This is a genomic window from Acinetobacter celticus (genome assembly GCF_001707755.1).
In the GTDB taxonomy this organism is placed as follows: Bacteria; Pseudomonadota; Gammaproteobacteria; order Pseudomonadales; family Moraxellaceae; genus Acinetobacter; species Acinetobacter celticus.
This window is the reverse complement of sequence record NZ_MBDL01000001.1, coordinates 173,961-197,365: the sequence shown is the minus strand read 5'-3', so window position 1 is coordinate 197,365 and position 23,405 is coordinate 173,961. Positions and strand designations below refer to the sequence as shown.

26 protein-coding genes and 1 pseudogene are annotated in these 23,405 nt (G+C 40.9%); 13 read left to right on the top strand and 14 right to left on the bottom strand.

The window, feature by feature from the left end:
- The first annotated feature begins 24 nt into the window (after window positions 1-24).
- A complete protein-coding gene (locus BBP83_RS00925; RefSeq protein ID WP_068885548.1) occupies window positions 25-1,080 on the top strand; it encodes an MBL fold metallo-hydrolase in 1,056 nt (351 codons plus the stop codon).
- A gap of 5 nt (window positions 1,081-1,085) precedes the next feature.
- Here BBP83_RS00925 and BBP83_RS00920 read toward each other — a convergent pair whose 3' ends face one another.
- The 5 genes and pseudogenes from BBP83_RS00920 to BBP83_RS15385 all read right to left on the bottom strand — a co-directional run.
- Entirely contained in the window at window positions 1,086-1,499 is a 414-nt protein-coding gene (locus BBP83_RS00920) for a DoxX-like family protein (protein WP_342669279.1), read from the bottom strand.
- Window positions 1,489-1,929 (bottom strand): thiol-disulfide oxidoreductase DCC family protein, encoded by a 441-nt coding sequence (locus BBP83_RS00915; protein ID WP_068885547.1) that lies wholly within the window; start codon window positions 1,927-1,929, stop codon window positions 1,489-1,491. The genes BBP83_RS00920 and BBP83_RS00915 overlap by 11 nt, the downstream gene beginning before the upstream one ends.
- A gap of 83 nt (window positions 1,930-2,012) precedes the next feature.
- Window positions 2,013-3,533 (bottom strand): catalase, encoded by a 1,521-nt coding sequence (locus BBP83_RS00910; protein ID WP_068885546.1) that lies wholly within the window; start codon window positions 3,531-3,533, stop codon window positions 2,013-2,015.
- Between the two features lie 549 nt (window positions 3,534-4,082).
- On the bottom strand, window positions 4,083-4,460 hold the full coding sequence (locus BBP83_RS00905) for a ParB N-terminal domain-containing protein (protein ID WP_068885545.1): 378 nt from the start codon (window positions 4,458-4,460) through the stop codon (window positions 4,083-4,085).
- Between the two features lie 128 nt (window positions 4,461-4,588).
- Window positions 4,589-4,738 (bottom strand): annotated as a pseudogene (locus tag BBP83_RS15385) (TetR/AcrR family transcriptional regulator); the annotation flags it as partial.
- Between the two features lie 110 nt (window positions 4,739-4,848).
- Between BBP83_RS15385 and BBP83_RS00900 the strand changes: the two are divergent.
- Together BBP83_RS00900 and BBP83_RS00895 are read left to right on the top strand one after the other, a co-directional pair.
- Window positions 4,849-6,498, top strand: a complete 1,650-nt coding sequence (locus BBP83_RS00900; RefSeq protein ID WP_068885544.1) for an acyl-CoA dehydrogenase family protein — start codon at window positions 4,849-4,851, stop codon at window positions 6,496-6,498.
- 218 nt (window positions 6,499-6,716) lie between these two features.
- Window positions 6,717-6,917 (top strand): DUF7230 family protein, encoded by a 201-nt coding sequence (locus BBP83_RS00895; RefSeq protein WP_068885543.1) that lies wholly within the window; start codon window positions 6,717-6,719, stop codon window positions 6,915-6,917.
- On the opposite strand, the gene ptsP is transcribed toward BBP83_RS00895, so the two are convergent.
- Window positions 6,914-9,211, bottom strand: a complete 2,298-nt coding sequence (ptsP, locus tag BBP83_RS00890; RefSeq protein WP_068885542.1) for a phosphoenolpyruvate--protein phosphotransferase — start codon at window positions 9,209-9,211, stop codon at window positions 6,914-6,916. The genes BBP83_RS00895 and ptsP overlap by 4 nt on opposite strands.
- 76 nt (window positions 9,212-9,287) lie before the next feature.
- Window positions 9,288-9,767 carry an RNA pyrophosphohydrolase gene (locus BBP83_RS00885; RefSeq protein WP_068885541.1) on the bottom strand — a complete coding sequence of 160 codons (480 nt, stop codon included), beginning with the start codon at window positions 9,765-9,767 and terminating at the stop codon, window positions 9,288-9,290.
- 184 nt (window positions 9,768-9,951) lie between these two features.
- Between BBP83_RS00885 and BBP83_RS00880 the strand changes: the two genes are divergently transcribed.
- From BBP83_RS00880 to BBP83_RS00870, 3 genes are all read left to right on the top strand, one after another.
- Window positions 9,952-10,602, top strand: coding sequence for an HAD family hydrolase (locus BBP83_RS00880; RefSeq protein ID WP_068885540.1), 651 nt, complete (start codon window positions 9,952-9,954; stop codon window positions 10,600-10,602).
- Window positions 10,603-10,708: 106 nt separating this feature from the next.
- Complete coding sequence (locus tag BBP83_RS00875) at window positions 10,709-11,161, top strand: DUF2628 domain-containing protein (RefSeq protein WP_068885539.1); 453 nt, start codon at window positions 10,709-10,711, stop codon at window positions 11,159-11,161.
- A gap of 101 nt (window positions 11,162-11,262) precedes the next feature.
- The gene (locus tag BBP83_RS00870; RefSeq protein WP_068885538.1) at window positions 11,263-11,505 is read left to right on the top strand and encodes a DUF2789 family protein; all 243 of its coding nucleotides are present in this window, start codon (window positions 11,263-11,265) and stop codon (window positions 11,503-11,505) included.
- Window positions 11,506-11,555: 50 nt separating this feature from the next.
- Here BBP83_RS00870 and BBP83_RS00865 read toward each other — a convergent pair whose 3' ends face one another.
- Together BBP83_RS00865 and BBP83_RS00860 are read right to left on the bottom strand one after the other, a co-directional pair.
- Complete coding sequence (locus tag BBP83_RS00865; RefSeq protein ID WP_068885537.1) at window positions 11,556-12,422, bottom strand: LysR family transcriptional regulator; 867 nt, start codon at window positions 12,420-12,422, stop codon at window positions 11,556-11,558.
- 229 nt (window positions 12,423-12,651) lie between these two features.
- Window positions 12,652-12,867 (bottom strand): DUF2061 domain-containing protein, encoded by a 216-nt coding sequence (locus tag BBP83_RS00860; protein WP_068885536.1) that lies wholly within the window; start codon window positions 12,865-12,867, stop codon window positions 12,652-12,654.
- 172 nt (window positions 12,868-13,039) lie between these two features.
- On the opposite strand from BBP83_RS00860, the gene BBP83_RS00855 reads away from it, so the two are divergent.
- The 5 genes from BBP83_RS00855 (at window position 13,040) to leuB (ending at window position 17,438) form a co-directional block, all read left to right on the top strand.
- On the top strand, window positions 13,040-13,231 hold the full coding sequence (locus BBP83_RS00855; RefSeq protein ID WP_068885535.1) for a hypothetical protein: 192 nt from the start codon (window positions 13,040-13,042) through the stop codon (window positions 13,229-13,231).
- A gap of 306 nt (window positions 13,232-13,537) precedes the next feature.
- A complete protein-coding gene (gene leuC, locus BBP83_RS00850) occupies window positions 13,538-14,971 on the top strand; it encodes a 3-isopropylmalate dehydratase large subunit (protein WP_068885534.1) in 1,434 nt (477 codons plus the stop codon).
- 25 nt (window positions 14,972-14,996) lie between these two features.
- Window positions 14,997-15,647: a 3-isopropylmalate dehydratase small subunit gene (gene leuD, locus BBP83_RS00845; protein WP_068885533.1), complete on the top strand. Its 651-nt coding sequence runs from the start codon at window positions 14,997-14,999 to the stop codon at window positions 15,645-15,647.
- A 103-nt stretch (window positions 15,648-15,750) separates the two neighbouring features.
- The gene (locus BBP83_RS00840) at window positions 15,751-16,314 is read left to right on the top strand and encodes a hypothetical protein (RefSeq protein ID WP_068885532.1); all 564 of its coding nucleotides are present in this window, start codon (window positions 15,751-15,753) and stop codon (window positions 16,312-16,314) included.
- Window positions 16,315-16,358: 44 nt separating this feature from the next.
- Complete coding sequence (leuB, locus tag BBP83_RS00835; protein ID WP_068885531.1) at window positions 16,359-17,438, top strand: 3-isopropylmalate dehydrogenase; 1,080 nt, start codon at window positions 16,359-16,361, stop codon at window positions 17,436-17,438.
- Window positions 17,439-17,523: 85 nt separating this feature from the next.
- Here leuB and BBP83_RS00830 read toward each other — a convergent pair whose 3' ends face one another.
- Window positions 17,524-17,943: a hypothetical protein gene (locus tag BBP83_RS00830; protein WP_068885530.1), complete on the bottom strand. Its 420-nt coding sequence runs from the start codon at window positions 17,941-17,943 to the stop codon at window positions 17,524-17,526.
- A gap of 251 nt (window positions 17,944-18,194) precedes the next feature.
- On the opposite strand from BBP83_RS00830, the gene BBP83_RS00825 reads away from it, so the two are divergent.
- Window positions 18,195-18,563 (top strand): lysozyme inhibitor LprI family protein, encoded by a 369-nt coding sequence (locus tag BBP83_RS00825; RefSeq protein WP_068885529.1) that lies wholly within the window; start codon window positions 18,195-18,197, stop codon window positions 18,561-18,563.
- 68 nt (window positions 18,564-18,631) lie between these two features.
- On the opposite strand, the gene infA is transcribed toward BBP83_RS00825, so the two are convergent.
- On the bottom strand, window positions 18,632-18,853 hold the full coding sequence (infA, locus tag BBP83_RS00820; RefSeq protein WP_001284370.1) for a translation initiation factor IF-1: 222 nt from the start codon (window positions 18,851-18,853) through the stop codon (window positions 18,632-18,634).
- 231 nt (window positions 18,854-19,084) lie between these two features.
- Between infA and BBP83_RS00815 the strand changes: the two genes are divergently transcribed.
- Window positions 19,085-20,092, top strand: a complete 1,008-nt coding sequence (locus BBP83_RS00815; RefSeq protein WP_068885528.1) for an AraC family transcriptional regulator — start codon at window positions 19,085-19,087, stop codon at window positions 20,090-20,092.
- 141 nt (window positions 20,093-20,233) lie between these two features.
- On the opposite strand, the gene truA is transcribed toward BBP83_RS00815, so the two are convergent.
- From truA to BBP83_RS00800, 3 genes are read right to left on the bottom strand one after another with little or no spacing between them, the layout of a single operon-like run.
- Window positions 20,234-21,031 (bottom strand): tRNA pseudouridine(38-40) synthase TruA, encoded by a 798-nt coding sequence (gene truA / locus BBP83_RS00810; protein ID WP_068885943.1) that lies wholly within the window; start codon window positions 21,029-21,031, stop codon window positions 20,234-20,236.
- Window positions 21,032-21,038: 7 nt separating this feature from the next.
- On the bottom strand, window positions 21,039-22,019 hold the full coding sequence (locus tag BBP83_RS00805) for an asparaginase domain-containing protein (protein WP_068885944.1): 981 nt from the start codon (window positions 22,017-22,019) through the stop codon (window positions 21,039-21,041).
- Between the two features lie 46 nt (window positions 22,020-22,065).
- Window positions 22,066-23,382 carry a fimbrial protein FimV gene (locus BBP83_RS00800; protein ID WP_068885527.1) on the bottom strand — a complete coding sequence of 439 codons (1,317 nt, stop codon included), beginning with the start codon at window positions 23,380-23,382 and terminating at the stop codon, window positions 22,066-22,068.
- Window positions 23,383-23,405: the final 23 nt, after the last annotated feature.

Here is a 23,405-nt window from a genome sequence, read left to right as displayed (position 1 = left end):
AATTTTGAAGAATTTTGAATGTCCATGAAGCACGATTCGGAACAAAAGCATTTTCAACTGCCGACAGAGGCGTGTTGGTCACATACTTGGTGTCAGCCAGTCTTTCAATTTCTGGCCTCCGAACATTCTGACGGTGAACGATTTTTTAATCCAATTCGTCCGCCAGAAGGGCGGTCTCGTGCAGATTTATTCAAATGGCTATTGAAACGTAAATCGAATACATGGGGAGTGAACCGCGAGCAGGAATATGAACAATTCCATAAGTCGTCGCGGTCTTTGCCACAAGCACGTCCGAATGCCAGTTTAGATGATTGGCAAATTTGGTACGTGGGTCATGCCACCGTCTTAATTCAAATTGGGCCGTATAATTTATTGACCGACCCCGTCTGGGCGGAATATGTCAGCCCACGTCAGGGCAAAGGCCCGCGCCGTGTTTGTCCTGCGGGTATTGCTTTAGAAGAACTGCCAACTATAGACGCCGTATTGTTGAGCCATAATCATTATGATCATATGGATATTGCGACACTGAACTGGTTACATGAGCGTTTTGCCATGCCCATTTATACTGGATTGGGAAATCGTTATTATTTGCCTGAACATTTGCAAGTGTATGAATTGGACTGGTGGCAAGCAGCATTGTTGGGCGATTTAAAATTGGTGTATACCCCAGCGCAACATGGCTCAGGACGCGGTTTCCGTGATCAGAACTGTGCATTATGGGGTGGTTTCTCTGTGTTAAATGGTAAGGATCATTGCTTCTTTGCAGGTGATACTGGCTATTCACCGCATTTCAAAGCCATTCAAGCCAAATATGGTGCACCACGAATTGCATTACTTCCCATTGGGGCATATGAACCACGTGAATTGATGCGTTATATGCATATGAATCCTGAAGATGCTTACCAAGCACATAAAGATTTACATGCAAAATGCTCCTTGGCTATTCATTACCGAACTTTCCAATTAACAGATGAAAGTCGTGAGCAGCCAGAAGAAGACTTACATAAAGCACGAAGCAAATCTTCAAAGTTGATGAACCCATTTATCTGCGTTCGTGAAGGTAAGCGTTTAACGGTTTAATCTATTTAGTATGTAGTGCTGTTTTGTTTCAGCTGTTTGATCAGTTGAATGGCTGTTAGGGAAAGCACAGCCATGGCAACATTCATTACGAATGGATTAAAGGCGTTGCTGAAATAATGAGGATCAACCCATAAAATTAGCAAGCTTAATCCGACCATTCCAAATATATTGAAATAATGCAGAAGTGTGGCTGACTTAAAAATGAAAAATAGCATCCCAAAAATAATTTCAATGACACCTGAAGCTTGCATCATGATGGATGCCAAACTCTCACTGAAACCTTGCAACTGCCAAATGCGTAGTTCGTCTTGCGCTTGAAATAATATTTTCGGAATGAAACCTTGATATATCCAGAGTACGGCCAAAGCGTATTGAATGCATTGTAAGGGGCGATACAGGCTAACGGATTTATTCAGCAATGGCATGTTCCAAAAAATGTTGTTTATTTTCGGCAGAAGGCAAAAGACAGTATTCGGTTGTACCAAATAATTGATAGCGGTTTAATACCACACGTCGATAGAGAAAATCCCGAATGGGGCGAGGAATGAAATAGCCCGCATTCATGATTGAAAAGGGCAGGCCTAAGTGCTGCATGACTTTTAGCAGTGCCGTAGATTCGGTATACAGTTGCCCGTTAATAATCACGATCATGGTGGTGTAATGCGTGGTTGACATGCCATAGTGCTGTAAAATTGCGACACCTAGCTCAGATTGCGCGGATGCCAGTTTAAATTTTAGTTGCTGATCATTTCGAATTAAAAAGTTTGCCCAGCGATTGCAGACCACACAAATGGCATCAAATAAAATGATGTCATGTTGCTGAATCAGTTGTTGAACATTCAGTTTCATCTTTTTTATTTTTATGACTTAAGTCGTTTATTTATAGCACAAAAAACCGACAGAAGGCGGTTTTTTGTGCATTTAAAGCGTATTTACAGTAAACCCGGATTTCCTTGAGCAGGGTCGGTTGCACGTGCTGCCAGTGCATCTGCGAGTGTTAAGCCCAGTGCTTTTGCCACACCTTCGCCATATGCTGGTTCACAGGCATAACAGTTACGAATATGACGATATTTGATGAAATCGAGTGCATCGCCCATGGCCCCCGCGGTGTTGTTAAACAAGGCTTGTTGTTGTTCAGCTGACATTAAATTAAACAAGGCGCGTGGTTGGCTGAAGTAGTCATGATCATCTTCACGATAATCCCAGAAATCGGCATCTCCGGTGATTTTTAAAGGTGGTTCTTTGTATTGCGGTTGTTCTTGCCATTGGCTGAAACTGTTGGGTTCGTAATGTGGTAACGAACCATAGTTACCATCCATGCGTCCTTGACCATCGCGGCGGTTAGAGTGAACAGGACAACGCGCTGCATTGACTGGAATTTGTGAGTGGTTCACACCGACACGGTAACGGGCTGCATCGGCATAGTTGACCAAACGTGCTTGCAACATACGGTCTGGTGAGTAGCTAATTCCTGGAACCAGACTACTTGGTGCAAAGGCGGCTTGCTCGACGTCTTGGAAATAGTTTTCTGCATTACGATTCAGTTCAAAGACACCTACGTCTATCAGTGGATAATCGCCATGAGGCCAAACTTTTGTCAGGTCAAATGGGTGATACGGTACTTTTTCTGCATCGGTTTCTGGCATGATTTGAATTTGAAGTTTCCATTTTGGAAAATCACCACGTTCAATGGCATCAAATAAATCGGTTTGACTACTTTCACGGTCTTTGGCAATTAGCGCTTCGGCTTCTGCATCGGTTAAGTTTTTAATTCCTTGTTGCGTACGGAAATGGAATTTCACCCAGAAACGTTCATTCTTGGCATTAATTAAACTATAGGTATGACTACCGAAACCATGCATATGGCGGTAACCATCTGGAATCCCGCGGTCTGACATTACAATAGTGACTTGATGCAAGGCTTCTGGAAGCAATGTCCAAAAATCCCAGTTGTTGGTTGCGCTACGTTTATTGGTTTTTGGATCACGTTTCACTGCCTTGTTTAAGTCAGGGAATTTACGTGCATCACGCAGGAAGAAGACTGGAGTGTTGTTACCAACTAAGTCCCAGTTGCCTTCTTCTGTATAAAATTTTAAGGCAAAACCACGAATATCACGTTCTGCATCGGCTGCGCCACGTTCGCCAGCAACGGTAGAGAAACGTGCAAACATCTCAGTTTTTTTGCCAATTGCAGAGAAAATATTTGCGCGGGTATATTGGGAAATATCGTGGGTTACTGTAAATGTACCAAAAGCACCTGAACCTTTGGCATGCATACGACGCTCTGGAATCACCTCACGAACGAAGTTTGCCAGTTTTTCATTCAACCATAAATCTTGTGCAAGGAGTGGCCCGCGAGCACCTGCCGTCATACTATTTTGGTTGTCTACGACAGGCGCACCAAAATCAGTAGTTAAGTGGGTTACAGGACATTTTTTTGAGTCGTCGCTCATTTTTGATTCTCCATTATTATCATCATGCTATTAAGGAAGGTTTACCCAGATAGGGATAACATGCTTCGTTAGGCATAACATTAACCGTTTTGTTAATGCATTCTAAAGTGAAAATATTGCAACGAATTGACTGCAATGAATGTAAGAAAACTCGTGTTAAAACCAGTTAGCCGAACCTGAAAATACGTGGGCTTTTATAGTGTTACTTCTTCAATGTATCGTTTGATTGTAGGATTTACAAATAGATAATGCAGGTTGCTATGAATGAAATTTTCGATAGATTGATAAATTATGCTTATAAAGCACCTTTTAAGAGGTTTTTTTTTATTTTTCTGATTTTATAATATTGATTTATATTCATTATTTTATTCATGGTTTTAATGGAAGCTGAAATAATCCGTTACTTTTTTGATGATTTTTATACGAGAGAGAGCATGTTGCTTGACCTCATAAGAGGTGAATCTTAAAGCCAATACGCTTAAGAATACTTGAGGTGAGTGTTCTTTGGTGGTTTAAGTGATTGATTTAAAGTATATATTTAAAAAGTAATTAATCATCATAGATTAAGTCATTTTCATCCACATTGATAAAATCAGCTTGAGGGTCTATTTCAAATTGCACAGCAGAAATAGTGTCTTTGCCTAAAATTTTTGCTTTCCCTACTCGATGCATGCCATCCATTAATCTGCCTTGAGAACACAAGATGATTGGATAAGTGAAATCAGCCTGTTGAATTAATTGCATATGTTCAAGGATGTTTTGTGTTGTTGGATGAGTATCTGGATACCAATAAGCTTCTTCGAGCTCTTGGATGTCTGAGAGCGGAATTTCTTTGACTTTAAAATGTTGAGTGAACGCTACTAGGTTGTCGACATCCCAAATATACGTATCATTTTCAACTTTTCTAAAATGATATTGCTTTCTCATTACAATAAACCCGCCTCAAAATACACAGTATTAAAGCACACAGCGTCACTTAACATTAGGGGGCGCGATTCAAAATTTGGTTTTAAAGATGATATTTTTTAGATCTCTAATATTTTAGACCTGCTCAAAAAGATACCCAGACCCACACTAGCCAAGTCAATAATTTTTCGAATGGTGATTTTATCTGCCGAATGTTCATGTAAGAGCCGAAAAAAATTGTCTTGTAAGGCTTCCTGAGTGCGCTTAGCTCTGGACTGACGTGGCTTGCGCCGTACTTGGGTATCGACTTTTCATAAAAAATGAGTCTAAATAAAGTTGAATATTTTCTAGCGATTTTTTGTCTATACTGAAACCAAATACAGATAAGAACAAACAGGAACGATAAACGATGAATACATGGATGACGCATCAAATAAGTAACCAATTTGATGAAAAGCAAGACTATAACTTGTTTGAAACCGATACAGTGCTGAAAGAAATTTTGACTCGCTGTGGAAGTCATAATCAGCAGGTGCTATCTGAGATGGGACGGCGAGCAGGTTCTGCGGAATATTATACCTATGCAGACCTTGCCAATAGGCATACGCCTATTTTACATGCCTTCGATGCCCGTGGTCGTCGCAAAGACGTCATTGAGTTTCATCCTGCATGGCATCAATGGATGGCGCTTAACCGTCAATTTGATACGCATGCGCATCCTTTTAATCAGTCTAATTCAACCAGCAAATGGGTCGAATGGGCTACACGTTTTTATTTGGCGGGACAGGTCGAATGTGGCAACTTATGTCCGAATTCGATGACTTTGGGCAGTATTCCGCTGATACAGCGTGAACCCGAACTATGGGCCAAAATTGGCGATAAGCTACTGTCTACTCAATATGATGAGCGCGATGTGCCGATTGCTCAGAAAAAATCTATTTGGTTCGGTATGGGGATGACCGAAAAGCAAGGCGGTTCCGATGTGCGTGCCAATGAAACGATTGCAGTTCCAGTTGCAGAAACAGGTCGTGGCAAAGCTTATTTATTGACGGGACATAAGTGGTTTTTTTCTGCGCCAATGTGTGATGCGCATTTGGTTGTGGCCAAAACCGAACAAGATGGCTTGGCTTGTTTTTTTGTTCCGCGCTGGCGAGAAGATGGCACAAAAAATAATATTCACATACAGCGCCTCAAAGAAAAAGTCGGTAACCGCAGTAACTCCAGTTCTGAAGTTGAATTTAAAGATACTTGGGGACTTATGATTGGTGAGGCAGGGCGTGGTATTCCAACCATTATTGAAATGGCAAATTATACGCGTCTAACCTGTTCGGTGGGCAGTACTGCCATGCTCCGTCAGGCGCTGGTTCAGTGTATTGCCTATACACGTCAGCGCCAAGCTTTTGGTAAACCTTTGGCTGAACAGCCCCTAATGCGAGCGGTACTTACAGATTTAGCCCTTGAAACCGAAGCGGCCATGCACTTGAGTTTTCACTTGGCACAGTGTTATGAGTCAGAGGATGAATTGTCGTTGGCATGGAAACGGATTATGACTCCTGCATCGAAGTTTTGGGTGTGTAAGCGGGCAGTAGAACTGACAGGTGAAATGATGGAAGTCTTCGGTGGCAATGGTTATGTCGATAACGGCATTATGGCGCGTCTTTTTAAAGAAGCACCCGTCAATACCATTTGGGAAGGCTCAGGCAATGTCATGTGCTTAGATGTCTTACGTGCCATTACCCGCGAACCTGAATTGATTGACGTCTTATTGAAAGATTTGGCATCGACTGCCTTACAAGATGAAACCTTAAAAAATGAGTTTCAAAGTCTCTTTAAATTATTTCAGCAATCGCCCGAAGATTTGCAATTTATGGGGCGAAGTTTGGTAAGTCGTTTGACCCTTTTAGCCCAGTCCGTTTTACTTAAACGCAATGCCCCTGACTTTGTTGCCAATGGTTTTATTCAAAGTCGTTATGGCCAGTTTCATGGTCGGGTTGTCGGTATGGTTGAAGCAAAACAGGTAGATGTCGATCAGATTTTACAGCGAGCCCTCGCGCTTTAAATTATTGTTCCCTCCCCCAAAAGGGAGGGAGTGAAAGTAAGTGTATTTTGAAGCAGTAGAAATATGACAAAAAGATCAACCTTGAAGTGATAAAGCCTCGATATGCATTTTAAAATGATTAGAGATAACCAATCACAAGCCACTTGAAAAATTTAAAAATGAGCGCAATATAGGCCCTAGCTTTACCCAAGCTTAAAACTGAAAAATAGGTGAGAGAAATGGCGAAGAAAAAAGCGCTACCAGAGGTGGTTATCAACAACTTTGTGGCAAAACACATGCATGAAGTTAATAAAAGCCAAGTGTTTACAGACCGAAAGAAAGATGTAAAACGCGGTTATAGCAAGCACAAAAAAGGGAGATATTCAGATGATTATCTCCCTTTTTATTTTTGTTACTTCAATATATTTAACTTCGCCTAAGCACTCACGATACGTGTCGCTGCTTTCACCATATCGCCAAGACCATGGGTTCTAAAGTAATACTCCATCCAACTTTTTACCATTAATGGGTTACTCATCTTCAAGACGTGTTCAAGCAGTTCTTGTGCATCGCTCATAGGCACATGACAAATGGCTTTACGCACGCGTAAAATATTACTTGAACTCATTGATAGGGTATTAAAGCCCATCGCCATCAATAGGATTGCCGACACAGGGTCGCCAGCCATTTCACCACAAATACTAATAGGTCTGTCGTACTTATGACAATCTTGCACTAAGCGCGTCAGTGCACGAAGCACAGCGGGGTGTAAGTGTGAATAGACATTCGCTACACGTGGATTGTTCCGATCTACCGCCAAAAGGTATTGGGTTAAATCGTTTGAACCGACCGAGAAAAAATCGACCAATTCAGAAAACTCTTCAATTTGTAGCAAAACACTGGGAACTTCTACCATAATGCCAATTTTAGGCTTAGGAATTTTAACCTGTTCTTCTTCTTGTACCGCTTGCCAGTCACGATCCAACAAATACAGCGCTTCTTCTACTTCACCGACACTGGTCACCATGGGCAGTAAAATATGTAAGTTATTCAGACCAATACTGGCTTTGAGCATGGCACGAATTTGTGAAGAAAAAATTTCAGGATGATCGAGCGTAAAACGAATACCACGCCAACCCAAAGCAGAGTTTTCTTCTTCAATTGAAAAATAAGGCAGGTCTTTGTCTGCGCCAATATCTAAAGTTCGCATTACCACGGGTTTATTGGCAAAGTGACTGAGCTGCTGACGGTAGATAAGACGTTGTTCTTCTTCACCTGGAAAGCGGTCACGCAACATAAAGGGAATTTCAGAGCGATAAAGCCCAACCCCTTTGGCCCCACGTTGTACGCCACGAACCACATCAATCATTAAGCCTGTATTGACATACAGTTTGACCATCACGCCATCAGGTGTAATGGAATCTTTGGTTTCGTACTGTTTTAAATCCTTTGCCAGTTGCTCTTCTTCTTTTTGAATTTCTTTATAACGGGTACGCAAACGACGTGGCGGGTTAATGAAGACCCGTCCTTGGTGTGCATCCACAATCATTTCTACATCATCAAGGGTATTGATGGGCAGTTCAGTGACACCGACAACAGTTGGAATTCCAAGGGCACGAGCCACAATCACCATATGTGAATTCATTGCGCCTTCAGTCGTCACAATGGCGGCAATTTTATCGACGGGTAATTCCACCAAAGCGGCGGTTGAAATTTCTTCACCAATTAAAATGCTTTCATCGGTGAGTTCGCGGTGGCCTGAATCGGCTTCTTGTAAGAAGGCTAAAATGCGTCGGCCTAAATCTTTTAGGTCCGCAACCCGCTCACGTAAATAGTCATCTTCCATTTGTGCAAATAAAGCAATGTGCTTGTCGATGACATTACGCACTGCGCCTTGCGCCCAATTGCCATCACGAATTTCAGCTTTAATTTCAGCAGGCAGGGCATTTTCGTCCAACATGCGTAAAAAGACGCTGAACAATGCACGTTCTTCCGCCATTAAGGCATCCTGCATTTTATCATCTAGTGACTGAATTTCTTGGCGTACAGCATCGATAGAATGATCCAGCAGGGTTAATTCTTCACTGATGTCATCGGCTTCACGGTCAGGAACAGCACCTAAATCTGCAGGGGGATAAAGAATGACGGCACGACCAATGGCAATACCGCCTGAACCTGAAATCCCTTGGAAGGTTTTATATGAGGGTAAGCTGTTGGGTTTACGAAATACATCAATATTGCCCACTGCATGCGCATGGGCAATAACGCCCGATAGTTGCGCGCACAGTGTGACTAAAAAGGATTCCGCTGCTTCGCTAAAATCTTGGGATTCTTTATTTTGAACCACCAAAACCCCCATCACTTTGCGACGGTACATAACTGGTACGCCCAAAAACGAATTGTAAATTTCTTCACCTGTTTCTGGAAGATACATAAAACGTTCATGTTTGGGTGCATTGTCTAAGTTGACAATTTCTTCTCGCTGTCCGACTAAGCCGACCAAGCCTTCACTGGTATGTAGAGAAACATGCCCAACCGACTCTGGGTTTAAGCCCTTAGAAGCCATGAGCAGATAGCGATGGTTACGTTCGTCTAATAAATAAATAGAGCAGACATCGACATGCATGGCGGTTGCAACCTGATTGACCATGATATCTAAAGATTCATGCAAACTGGTGGACGCATTAATCTCTTGGACAATACGTCTTAAAGTATCCAGTTGCATATTCGACATCGTGTCTACTCCTAAAATGTTCTACTTTTATTTATAACAAGAGTCAGCTCAAAAATCTGCAGCTTTAATGCGATTTTTATGGTTTTTGAGGCAACTGCTGACACAGCTCTAGCATGGCTTTGCGATAAACATCACGTTTAAAATTAACCACTTGACCTAATGGATACCAATAGCTGACCCATTGCCATTGATCAAATTCAGGTGGGTCAGACAAATTCAGCCGAATATGTTGCGTTGACGCTGTAAGCTTCAACAAAAACCACTTCTGTTTTTGACCAATACATACAGGGTCTGAATCTGGGCGTATATATCGATTTGGCAAACGATAACGCAACCAACCTTGGGTTTGCGCAATAATCTGGACGTGTTCGGGCAATAAGCCAACTTCTTCTCTTAGTTCACGAAAAAGTGCCTGTTCGGGGGTTTCACCATATTGAATACCTCCTTGCGGAAATTGCCATGCATTATGACCAATGCGTTTTGCCCATAAAACTTGTCCAGCCTCGTTTGCCAAAATGATCCCGACATTGGGTCGGAAACCTTCTGAGTCAATCATTTGGCTACCTAATATATTGTGTAATTTATAACTTTGTATCCGGGGATTGTTATTTCTGCATCCAACTCGGAAAAAGCAAAGTGTAAATAATGTTAAAATTGCTATGATCTTAACGAATTTCTATCGACTAGCGGAGATAGATTTACAATTTTTTTCTTAAATTTCAGCTTTTACGAGTATTTTTATGAAATTGGCGCTGTTTGACCTAGACCACACCTTATTAAACACAGACTCAGACCATTCATGGGGGGAGTTTTTAGTCAATGAAGGCTTGGTTGACCCAATTCGCCATCGTGCTATGAACAATAAATTTTATGAAGATTATAAGGCCGGACAACTTGACCCAATTGCTTATAATGAGTTTGTTTTCGAATTTTTAACGCAACATGACAATGTTTATTTGACTGAATTACATCAGCTGTTTATGCAAAAAGTCATTCGTCCACAAATGCGTCCAGAAGGTTTTAAGGCCATACAGCGTCATAAAGATGCAGGGCATGCGTTGGTCGGCATTACTGCTACATCAGATTTTATTACAGCGCCAATTTTTCGTGAATTTGGTATTACTGAAATTATTGCGACCAATGCGGAAGTGGTTGACGGCCGCTACACGGGTAAAGTGATCAATATTCCATGCTATCAACAAGGTAAATTGGCACGGTTAGATCAGTGGTTAGCAGGGCGAGAGGTTACTGAATCTTGGGCTTATTCAGATTCGATTAATGATCGTTTCTTATTGGAATATGCAGACCATGCTTTTGCGATTAATCCAGATGACCGTTTAGACATTTTAGCCAAAGCGCAGGGTTGGGAGATTCAGGATTGGTCTATTTAAGCTTTTAATTGTTGACGAAAATAGAATCAGCATGACAAATTTAGAGATGAGATGTTGTGCTTTAAAGCCCTAAACCCATGCAAAAATTAAGAAGATTAAATTGAAGATGAAGAGTGAATTGTCCAGACCCGAGTTGTTAAATGCCTTTATTGGTTCACGTGCGCCGTCCTATATCGCTGTGCAACAAGGTCAAAGTGCTTTGAGCTGGGCAGGCTTCATTTTTGGTCTGTACTGGTTACTGTATCGAAAAATGTATGCGTACTTTTTTTTGATTGCGCTGTTTGGCCTGTTTATCGGTCTTATCTTATTAATTATTGGTGTCCAACCCCAAAATTTGGTGTGGTTGGGACTATTGCCTCATTTAATTTTAGGCTTAATGGGGAAGCGTCTTTATCTAGATTTTGCCGAAGAAAAAGTTAAGGCTTATCAACATGATCCGAAATACAGTGCAAAAGTTTTTGCCGAAGCGGGCGGTACGGCGGTCAGCTTGCCATTCTTGTGGTTATTTACTCAAATTGTTGTGGTATTGATGCTTAGTACGCCATTCTTAAAATATTGAGTGGCCTTTGGGGGAATTGAGTATGACTGATTTCCGTGTTATATCCTTTATGAGATGAAAAAAATGCCTAGCAATCAAGCGAATCGAATAAGGAGAAAGCAATGAGTGTCCGCCCAAGAATGACCAACCTTTTTGAACAATTAGGCTTAGACTCTAGCGATGAGGCTATTGCGCTATTTATTGTCACCCATCAACTCAGCGCAAAAACTAAAATTACAGAAGCTGACTATTGGACAGATGGGCAACGCCAATTTTTAGCTGAAAAGATTAAATCGGATGGCAGTTGGGCCATTATTGTCGATCAGCTAAATGAGTCTTTGCATGAAGATTCTATTGCGAAATAAGTGAACACACTAAAAAATGCCAGCCAGAAGAGCTGGCATTTTTTATGCGCTTAAGATTGCTGTTTCATGTCATGGACCAAGGCTTCAGCTGCTTTGGACTGTGTACGTCCCGGATGCCAAACCATGCCCAACTGACGATTCATTTCTAAGGGAATATCTAATTGTTTTAAGTCTTGATTGAGCAAGGTTTTGGGTAAGACAGACCAGCCTAAGCCAATGGAAACTAACATTCGAATAGATTCCAAGGGATTATTGCTCATGGTGACTTTGGGTTTAACCCCTTGTTTTTCAAATTCTGCCAAAGTGATTTGGCTGGTATACGTTTGTGAAGCAGGCAACAGGCTAGGGTACTGAATTAAATCTTCTAAACTTAAATTTTGTTTCTCTGCCAAAGGATGAAAAGGTGCGACCACAAAGACCAATGGATCATTCCAAATGGTGACATAACTGAGTCGTGCATCGCCTTGCGGTGGCAATGTTAAAAATGCCAATTCTAATTCGCCTGCAAGTACTTGCTCATGCGCCTGTTCAGAGTCAACAAAATGCACATCTAAAGTCACTTCAGGGAAATTTTGCACATAGCGTGTTAAATGGCTTGGAAGATGATGCAGTCCAATATGGTGACTGGTGCCAATTTTAAGTTTACCTTGAACTTGGCTTTGTTCGTGACTTAATGTGTGGTGAATATCACCCAGCTCATTCAACCAACCTTTTACTTTAGGCAAAAGTGAATTTGCTGCATGTGTGGCTTGAATACCACGTCCTGCCGATTCAAATAATTTGACACCAAAGTAATCTTCTAAACTGTGAATACGTTTGGTGACGGCAGGTTGGGTAATAAAAAGCTGATCGGCTGCCAAAGAAATAGAACCCGTTTCCATTACTTTAACGAAAGCTTCAAAGGCGGCAAGATTCATCTTAAATTACCTATAAATATTTTTTATGAGAATTTTATTATTTAGAAATTTTAAGAATTAATCAAAGGAAAAGTTGTATCTATTGATGTAAATATAGACATGTATGAACAATACAATCTCAATGAAGGCTAAAACACTGAACAAAGTGTAAATGAGAAGGGTGTTTCTTTGTGAATGTAAAAGAAAAACTGCACATAAACGGTTTGGGCACAACCAAGGCAAACAAATTTTATTGTACGGCATTTCTTTCCCAAATTTTTTCATGGAAGAAAAAAGCCACAGCCTGAACAGTCGGTTCTATCAAGCTTAAAGCAATAGCCATTGCTAAACTGCCTGTTACAAAGTAGCCGACCAACATGGCAACAGTGATGTGCATAATGTAATAGCTCAAGGTCTTTTTTAAGATTTTTTGGTTGTAGTCGATAAACTTTTGAATATTAGCCATGGGGGTGTCCTTGGTGATTGCCTTGAATGTTTTTAAATAATAATGATTATCATTTAAAATGTAAAAGCGAATTTTATTCTATTGAAAATCGTTTTTATAAATGATGAATTGAGTGCTTGATATAGGAAGGAAAGTAATCGATTCGAAAGACTTTTCTTGCAGGGTGAATACAATGGATATTAAACATATTAAAAATCTTCTGGATATTTTTGAAGGAACAGTAGAAAGACGCTGTGCTATTTATGAAATTGCAGATGACGAAGATGATGAAAACAGGGCTGCAGCTGAATGTGGTGCGGCCAAAGCAGAACTTATTCGGGCAATTGAACAGTTGGTACAACATCAAGCAGGTTCATCGACTTAATCGGTTCGTCTCTATGCGGTGAGGGCAATTCACCGTGTAGAGGTAAATTTTTTATATAAAATAAATGGTTTGTGGGATGAATTGGATTCGAATATGAGCATTAGTAGCCATTTAAAATAATGATAAAGAACATAAATTGAGTCAGTACAATGGGCTATACAACAAAAAAAATAAGAAATAGAAGGCTAAAATAATAATTCCAAAAAGTTTGTAAACTAATAAAAATGATAAATTAGATTTATGTGAAATCGTGGTTATAATCCATTAAATGATAGAATTACCCCAGTCCAGTGGAGCAACATCGACATGGCAGGCGAGAACCCAAAAGCAAAAACATTATATGACAAATTGTGGGATGACCATCTAGTAAAACAACGAGATGATGGCTCCAGCTTACTGTATATTGACCGTCATTTATTGCATGAAGTAACGTCACCACAGGCCTTTGAAGGCTTGCAATTGGCAGGTCGTCAACCTTGGCGTTTAAGCGCCAATGTCGCCACGCCAGACCATAATGTGCCAACGTCTAAAAAAGAACGTTCTGAAGGCATTGCGGGTATTGAAGATGAAACATCACGTATTCAAGTGCAAACCTTAGATGACAACTGTAAAACGTTTAATGTCGTGCAGTTTGATATTAATGATATACGTCAAGGCATTGCACACGTGGTTGGCCCTGAACAAGGTTTAACCTTGCCAGGGATGACCGTTGTGTGTGGCGATTCGCATACAGCCACTCATGGTGCTTTTGGTTGTTTGGCACATGGTATTGGTACATCAGAAGTTGAACATGTATTGGCGACGCAATGCTTAGTTCAAAAGAAAATGAAAAATATGTTGGTACGCGTTGATGGTCAATTAGGCCAAGGCGTAACTTCTAAAGATGTGGTTTTAGCCATTATTGGTAAAATTGGTACTGCGGGCGGTACGGGTCACGCAATTGAATTTGGTGGTCAAGTGTTCCGTGATATGTCGATTGAAGGACGTATGACGGTATGTAACATGGCGATTGAAGGCGGTGCGCGCGTAGGAATGGTCGCTGTCGATGAAAAAACCATTGAATATGTCAAAGGTCGACCTTATGCACCGAAAGGTGAACAATGGGATACCGCCGTTGAATATTGGCATACTTTGCATTCAGATGAAGGCGCATACTTTGATACCGTAGTGGTCTTACAAGGTGAAGAAATTGAGCCACAAGTGTCTTGGGGGACATCACCTGAAATGGTCATTCCTGTGTCTCAAGCAGTGCCAACCTTAGAACAAGCCAAAGATGACATTCAGCGCAATGACTGGACGCGTGCATATAACTATATGGGTTTGACCGCAGGTCAGGCCTTGGCAGACATTCAGTTAGACCGCGTATTTATTGGTTCTTGTACCAACTCACGAATTGAAGATATTCGTGCTGCTGCTGAAATTGCCAAAGGTAAAAAAGTTGCGAGCACCATTAAACAAGCTATGGTGGTACCGGGTTCTGGCTTAGTCAAAGCACAAGCAGAAGCAGAAGGCTTAGACAAAATTTTAGTTGAAGCTGGTTTTGAATGGCGTGAGCCAGGTTGTTCAATGTGCTTGGCCATGAATGCAGATAAATTACAGCCGGGCGAGCACTGTGCATCGACGTCTAACCGTAACTTTGAAGGTCGTCAAGGCAATGGCGGTCGTACACACTTGGTGAGTCCAGCAATGGCAGCAGCCGCCGCAATTGCAGGTCATTTTGTCGATGTACGTTCATTCTAATTCGGGCTAAGAGGAGCAATTAAAAATGAAAAAATATACCGTTGAACAAGGTATCGTTGCACCATTAGACCGTGCCAATGTTGATACAGACTTGATCATTCCAAAACAGTTTTTGAAATCGATTAAGCGCACTGGTTTCGGCGATAATTTATTTGATGAATTACGTTATTTAGATGAAGGCTTTTTGGGGCAAGATATTTCAAAACGCCCAAAAAATCCAGATTTTGTATTGAATCAAGCGCGTTACCAAGGTGCTTCGATTTTAATTTCCCGCGCCAACTTTGGTTGTGGTTCAAGTCGTGAACATGCGCCGTGGGCCTTGGAAGAATATGGTTTCCGTACGGTAATTGCACCGAGCTATGCAGATATTTTCTTTAATAACAGCTTTAAAAATGGCATGTTGCCAGTCATTTTGTCTGAAGAAATTGTCGATCAGTTATTGAAAGAATGTGTGGCATCTGAAGGTTATCAATTAACCATCGATTTAGAAGCGCAAGAAGTGCGTACTCCAACAGGAGACGCTTTCAAATTTGAAGTTGAGCCATTTCGTAAACATTGTTTGTTAAATGGTCTTGATGACATTGGCTTAACTTTACAAGCTTCGGATGATATTCGTGCTTATGAAGAAAAAACCAAAGGTTCACGCCCTTGGGTTTTTGCGGAGTTAAACGCCTAAGTTATTGCTGTATTGAACTATAGTCAGCTTGATGAAGACTTGTTAATATCGGTGAGTAATTATAGTCACATATTGCCCGTTTTTGTCAGGTTGAGTTCGTGTCATGAATAATCTGTTAGGAAGGTTTACTTTACTTGGGGCTTTAGTTGCTTCATTTTCAGCTTGTCAAAGTATAGATTCTTCACACCTTAAAAATGTGAAGGAAACAGAAAGGACAAAAAAGAATGCGCTGATTTATTGCGCGGGAACAGAGAATTGCGAATTTGAGCGTTTTGATAAAATTCGTATTTCAAATGCTGAGAGTCGGCGCTTAGAAAAAGTAGCCGTGAAATCGGGTATTTTACGTCTGCAAACACAGTCACTGCGTAACCGTAATCCAATTTATCTTTCCGTTCCTGCCGGTCAGCATGAAGTGGTCATTCGTTTTTATCCTATTTCTAAAGATAAAGCCGAAGAGTTGAATGTCATTCATAAGTTCAATGCCAGTCAACGCTATACCTTTAAGATGTACCGTAACCGAAGTAAACAGCAGGGTAGTCTGCTGAATGTTTCTGCACCTGATCCACTTTGTGTAGATTTGATTCAGGAACGCACAATAATTCGACGTTTTTGCAAGCCATACAATGTCCTGACAGGACTGGGTGAATTTGCAGAAAAAAAAATGTAAAAATCTTGTCAGTTGAATCACTGACGTTATAAATGGAACCCCTCATGTCAAAACAAATCTTGATTTTAGCTGGCGATGGTATTGGCCCAGAAATTGTAAAAGCCGCTGAACAAGTGCTTACACGCATTAATGAAAAATTTAATTTAGATTTGACTTGGGAACAGGGTTTGTTAGGTGGTGCCGCAATTGATGCTCATGGCGAACCGTATCCAGCGATCACTGCTACACAAGCAAAAAAAGCCGATGCAATTTTATTGGGCGCTGTGGGTGGTCCAAAATGGGATAACATTGAACGGTCAATTCGTCCTGAACGTGGTCTATTAAAAATTCGTAGTGAATTGAATTTATTTGCAAATTTACGTCCAGCTATTCTTTATCCACAGTTGGCAGATGCGTCAAGTTTAAAGCCTGAAATTGTCTCTGGTTTAGATATTTTAATTGTGCGTGAATTAACAGGGGGTATTTATTTTGGCCAACCTCGTGGGATTCGTGAATTAGAAAATGGCGAGAAGCAAGGTTTCAATACCGACGTTTATTCAGAATCAGAAATTAAACGTATTGCCAAAGTTGCGTTTGAAATGGCGAACTTACGTGGCGGTAAAGTATGTTCTGTCGATAAAGCCAATGTTCTAGAAGTGACTGAGCTTTGGAAGCAAACAGTGACGGCATTGAAAGAAGAAAAATATCCAGAAATTAATTTATCCCACATGTATGTAGACAATGCAGCCATGCAATTGGTGCGTGCACCAAAACAGTTTGACGTGATTGTAACAGGTAACTTATTTGGCGATATCTTGTCTGATGAAGCTGCGATGTTGACAGGTTCTATTGGTATGTTGCCATCGGCGTCACTAGATGAAAATGGCAAAGGCATGTACGAGCCTTGTCATGGTTCAGCGCCCGATATTGCAGGTCAAAACCTAGCAAACCCATTGGCGACCATTCTTTCTGTAGCGATGATGCTTCGTTATACCTTCCGCGAAGAAACTGCGGCAAAAGCAATTGAAGATGCGGTAGGTACTGTTTTAGACCAAGGTTTACGTACTGCGGATATTATGTCCGAAGGTATGAATAAAGTAGGAACTGTGGAAATGGGTCAAGCTGTTGTAGCAGCTTTGAACTAAACACCAAGTTTTAAGCAAATAAAAAACGCAGTCTAAAGGCTGCGTTTTTTTATATCTCCACCTTTATAAGTCATGTGAGGGTGGTTTAACAAGTACGCCCAGTCATTTGTAGCGCTTTGGCAATATCATGTTCTAAAATAAAGCTAATTTGACAGTTTAAGTGAACATCATAACTTTGCGTTGCTGAACCTACAGGTATAGGTACGACCGTTCCTGCCCCCATTCCCATTGCAGGGTTTTGCGCCATAGGGATTGGAATGTTAATGGTACGCGCCACTGTATAAGTTAAACGATGAGCACTTAGCACAGGGGCATCGGCTTGCTGATAACCGATCTGGTTTAAATTCAATTGTGTACGAATTTCTTGGCTAGACTTTCCAATAAATTGCTGTAAATACGCTTCACGTTGCGCTGTAGACAGTGTTGGCGAAGATGCGCAGCCGATGAGTAAGAACAGTACCGAAAGTAGGCCAAGAGGCCGTTTATAAGAGAGCGTGAATTTCATCAATCATTCTCACACCAAATAAAATAAGTTTAGGCAGATATTTGATAGACGATTGTTGTGATTCGATACACGGTATAAAGATCTAAAATTTTTACTTATTGGCTGAAAGAGGAATTTTGAGCGCAGATGTTTTTGTTGATATGTCTATGCTGATTTTTGATTGATTGAAATATACTATTGAAATTGGCTTATTGTAAAAACTAAAATAATTTATACACTCAAGATCAAGAGTAAAAATAAAGGAAGAAACAATGAAAAAAATGCTATTGCTGGTGGCGGGTATTATGCTGTGTCAATTGTCCTTTGCGGACAATTGTGAAAATGCGCGAAACACGTATGATGATGTGTATTGCACGAATAAGCTGTATGCAAGTGCAGATGAGGAATTAAATAAAAACTATCAAGCTTTACGTGGCAAGCTGTCAAATAATCAAAAAACGATTTTGAAAAAATCACAATTAGCATGGATTCGTGATAGAGATGCAGCTTGTACAACACCGACAGGAATTGATGTGCAGTGCCGTTTAAGTACCACACAAGAACGTAATAACTGGCTTCGTGAACGCTTAAGAGAGTGTGCAACCATTGGCTGTAAAACCAATGCATTGAATGAGCACTAACCGATTCAATAAATGATGAGTATAAAAAAGCCACTTTTAAAAAGTGGCTTTTTTGCTTTCACTAAAACTTAACGCGCACGGTAAGTAATACGACCCTTAGTTAAGTCATAAGGTGTCATTTCTACTTTCACACTGTCGCCAGTCAAAATGCGGATATAGTGTTTACGCATCTTACCAGAGATGTGGGCAATCACTTCATGACCGTTTTCTAAACGTACACGAAACATAGTATTAGGAAGCGTCTCGGTGACAACGCCTTCGAACTCGATGAGTTCCTCTTTATTGGCCATAGCCTACCTGAATGAATAAATTGGAAAGGCGCAAATTATAGTCAATTTTTTTGCTAAAAACAAGATGAAATGGCCGTTAGAATGACCATCTGCCAGTAAAATAGGCGAACAACCCTGTTAAATTTTTTCTACAAAAAAATGCTTAAGTATGTTGTCAGTTCGGTCAATCACAGTTAATCTAAATTCAATCTTTTTAAGTATAAACTACGTACATACAAGGAAGGTTCTGGAGTGGGGCAACTAACTGATGCATCCGTCGTATTGCGATTGGGTTACCAAGCAATTCGTCGTGCAGGTTTACCAACGGAAGAAATTTTAACGAAAGCGGGTGTCGCCTTAGGACAAGTCGAAGCCAATGATCGTACACCACTAAATGCCCAGTATGCATTTTGGGTTGCTGCTGAAGAAGTCAGTAAGGACTCAGATATTGGCTTACATTTGGGGGAATATTTGCCTCTTTACCGTGGCCAAGTCATAGAACATTTGTTTGTTTCATCCGAAAATTTTGGGGAAGGGCTTAAACGGGCGCTGGCTTACCAACGTCTGATCAGTGATGCTTTTCATGCAAAATTAATTTTGGAAGATGGTCGCTGTTATCTCACCAATGGTGTACAACCTTGGGCTGAGAATATTGTGAATCGTCATTTTTCTGAATGTGCTATGTCGGGTATTTTGCGCTTTTTTAAATTCATTACAGAAGGTCATTTTGAACCGATCTATATTGATTTTAATTTTGCACAGGGCGCGCCCGATGAAGAATATTTCCGTGTTTATGAATGCCCTGTGAGCTTAGGTCAGAAAGAAACTCGTTTGTATTTTGACCCAAGTATTTTGGAACATCCATTGTGGCAAGCAGAACCTGAGCTATTACAATTACATGAGCAATTGGCAATAGAAAAGTTACAAGAGCTGGCACGTTATGATTTAGTTGGGGAAGTGCGCCGTGCAATTGGCTCGACGCTAGAAAGTGGGGATACCACATTAGAAACGGTGGCAACGCAATTAAGCATTACGCCACGACGTTTGCGCACACAATTAAGTGAAGCCAATACTAGTTTTCAGCAGATTTTGTCCGATTACCGTTGTCGTTTGGCGAAAAAATTATTAGCCAATACCGCCGAAAGTGTAGAACGAATTGTTTATCTGACGGGTTTTTCTGAGCCAAGTACTTTTTACCGTGCTTTTAAACGCTGGACCAATGAAACGCCTGTGGAATATAGAAAACGTAAGCAGCGTTAATTAGATAAAAGCACCCACCCTAAGTCCCTCCTAAAAAGAGGGATTTTTCATTTCTATTTTAAAAAAGGCGTGACACTGAAATGTCCTCTCCTTTATTAAAAAGAGGCTGGGCGGGGAATAAATTTACACAATAAAAATAAATTACTCAGGCATATTCAGCCAATGTGGCCCCAATGGCATTTTGGGTAATTCAAATTGTTCTGGGTAATCTGCATGAATAAAATATAGACCATCTGGTGGTGCTGTCACACCAGCAGCTTGGCGATCTTCAGCTGCAAAAATTTCGTCAATATGGTCAATGCTATACATATTTTGACCAATTTCTAAGAGGCAACCCATGATATTTCGAACCATATGATGTAAAAAACCATCGGCCTGAATATCTAAAACTAAATAATGGCCATGCTGAATTAAACGACAATGTGTCACATGACGGACAGGTTGATTGGACTGGCAGGCTGCTGCTCGAAAGCTTTCAAAATTGTGAATACCTTCAAATTTTTTGGCTGCCTCAATCATCTTCTGAGTATTGAGTGGCGAATATACATGCGTAACTTGCTTGTGCAGTAAAGCTGGGCGCTGTGGATGATTGTAGACCACATAACGATAACGACGTGCTTGGGCTTTAAAGCGCGCATGAAAGTCGGAATCCATGGCCTTAATCCATTGAATTGCAATATCCTTGGGTAAGATGCTATTGGCACCCATTAACCAGCCTGTTAAGGGGCGGATTGCATCAGTATCGAAATGTGCGACCATATTGGTGGCATGCACACCTGCATCAGTGCGCCCTGCACCATGGAGTAAAATCGGTTCATTAGCAATTTTGCTCAGGACTTTTTCTAGAGTTTCCTGCACGGTAAGTACACCTGCTTGTTGGGTTTGCCAACCTTTGTACTGCATGCCACAAAATTCTATACCCACTGCAAAACGCTGCATATTCACCTCAGTTTGAACTTTCATCGTGCCAATGTATCTGCCATTGGTCTACAGTGTCATATTGTAAATACATTTTTAGGGCTTTTGCATAAAGATCTGCATGACTATGGCAATTGCTGATCAGAATTTTGGCATCCACCATCCACTGGCTGACGGCATAGCGCTGATCTATCCCACCAAATGGCACTTGTGTCGTCATAATGACGGCACAATCCTTTTGTCGTAACTTTTGTAAGAGCGCAATAATTTCAGAATTGACTGCAAAATTGCCTGTACCAAAACCTTGAATAATGAGTGCATGCGGTGGATGCTCAGTAATGGCTTTTAAATTGTCATACTGTAACTTAGGTGAGATGGGCTGTAACATTAAGCTTAGGCAGTTAAAGTGGCGTGCTTTTTCAATATATTGCTCATGTACAATAAGTGGATGTAAATCAACTGTCAGCGCTTGGGTGCTCTCTGTTCCTGCAAAAGCATTCAAGGCTGTGGTATGTACTTTTAGAGCTGTTGAGGCGTGTAGGAGTTGGTGATGAAACGCCAAATAGACACCGGCAGGTGCTTGCACTACTGCATCTAAAGCGAAATTAAGATTATCAATGGCATCGCTAAATTCACGATTGTCCGTACTGTGAACATTGAACAACGGATATTGGCTTCCTGTGAGTACAATGTGTGCAGAATGCCCCGTAAGGCGCGCAAGAACGGCACTGGCGTAGCTGAGGGTGTCTGTGCCATGAATAATCACAAAATAATGATACTGTTGCTGTCGCTGTAATTGCTGAATTTGTTCCAGTAACTGTAACCAGTCGCTGGCAATGCAGGCACTACTATCGCGAATAACAGGGGCAGTAAAACATTCAATTTCAAGATGCAAAGGTAGGACATGCTGAAGCTTGGGGATAAATTGTTCAGCAGGCATGGGGCTTAGGGGATCACCAATACAGCCAAAGGTGCCGCCCATGTAAATCAAAGCTATTTTTTTCATCATAAAAAAAGCAGTCAAGGATGACTGCTTTAGTTTAAATGGAATTGATTTAAGATGCGATTTGATTCAGTAACAAATCTGCTTGCTGGCGTTGCTCAGCTGAATACTCAGCTTCCTTTTCTGCCAGTAATTCACGCATCGCGTCAAAAGCACCTAATTTGAGATATTGCTGTGCAAGTTCCAAATTCATTGTAATTTCATTCGCTTCAACAAGCTCAGGGAATGATTGCACCAAAGGATCATTTTGGTCAGCAGTAGAGACTGGAGTTACCTGCGCATGGCTAGTCTCAAAACTGAGATCTGTAGATGTTGTTTTTTCAACGTCTGGCGCTATTTGAACAGAAGTTTCAGTGTCCAACGAACTCAAATCAAAACTGAGTGGAGAAGGGCTGATAGCTGGTGCTTCTACGGGCTCAGTTTTTTCAACTGCAAATGAAAAATCCAGAGGTTGGACTTGTTCTTGAGCAGAGCTTTCTGGCTCAGTTTTCGCTTCAGGTGCGAAACTTAAAGAAAAATCTAAAGGTTTAACTTCAGCAGTCGGTGTTTGCTGTTCTACTTGTACTTCTGGTTGAGTTTCTTGAACAGAGAATGAGTCAAAATTAATTGAAGGTGCATCGATTGGTGCAGGTGCTTCAGCTTTCGGTGCAGAATCAAATGATAAATTGAAATCTAAGGGTTTAATGTCATTGGTTACAGGCGCCACAGATTGTGAAAAATCTGTCTTTGGAGGTGCTGTATCCTGTACTTGATCAAAACTTAAAGCCGTTTTTTCTTCAGCAACTGGTGCCGCGCTTGCCATTAAAGCATCAAAATCTGCATTGTTTTGTTGCTTTTGAGCAATAGATGCAGATTCAGTATGCATTGATGGGCTAACAAAATTAATTGTTTCATCTGCTTTATTTTGAGACTGCTCAAAATTGGCTTTTTTTGCTTCAGCTTGCGGTAAAATTTCATCTAATTCTAATGATTGTAGATGGTTTAACAGCTGACTGATGGCAAATTCATCTTTTTGCAAAATATGAATATCTAACAAATAGAGATAAAGCTCATGCTGAGAATTGTCTTTCTTTAATGCCTGATTAATTTGTGCTTCTGCTGAAAAGAAACTGCGCTCTTGAATTAACGCTTCAATTTTGGCGCGAGTATCCTCAGATAATGCACTAGATTTTTTCTTTTCAATGACTGTGTTTTCAACAGGCTGAGTTTTGTTCGGTGCAATTTTTGCGGACGAGCTGGCTTTTTTTGCCTTGGCTTTTTGTGTCGCAGTTGTTACAGTTGCTTTATCCGATCCTTGCGCATCTTGGCGTTTTTTTAGAAGCACCAAAACAACCAGTAATATCAAAAATGGAATCACATAAATCAGCATGTTATTACCCCTTGAGGATAGAG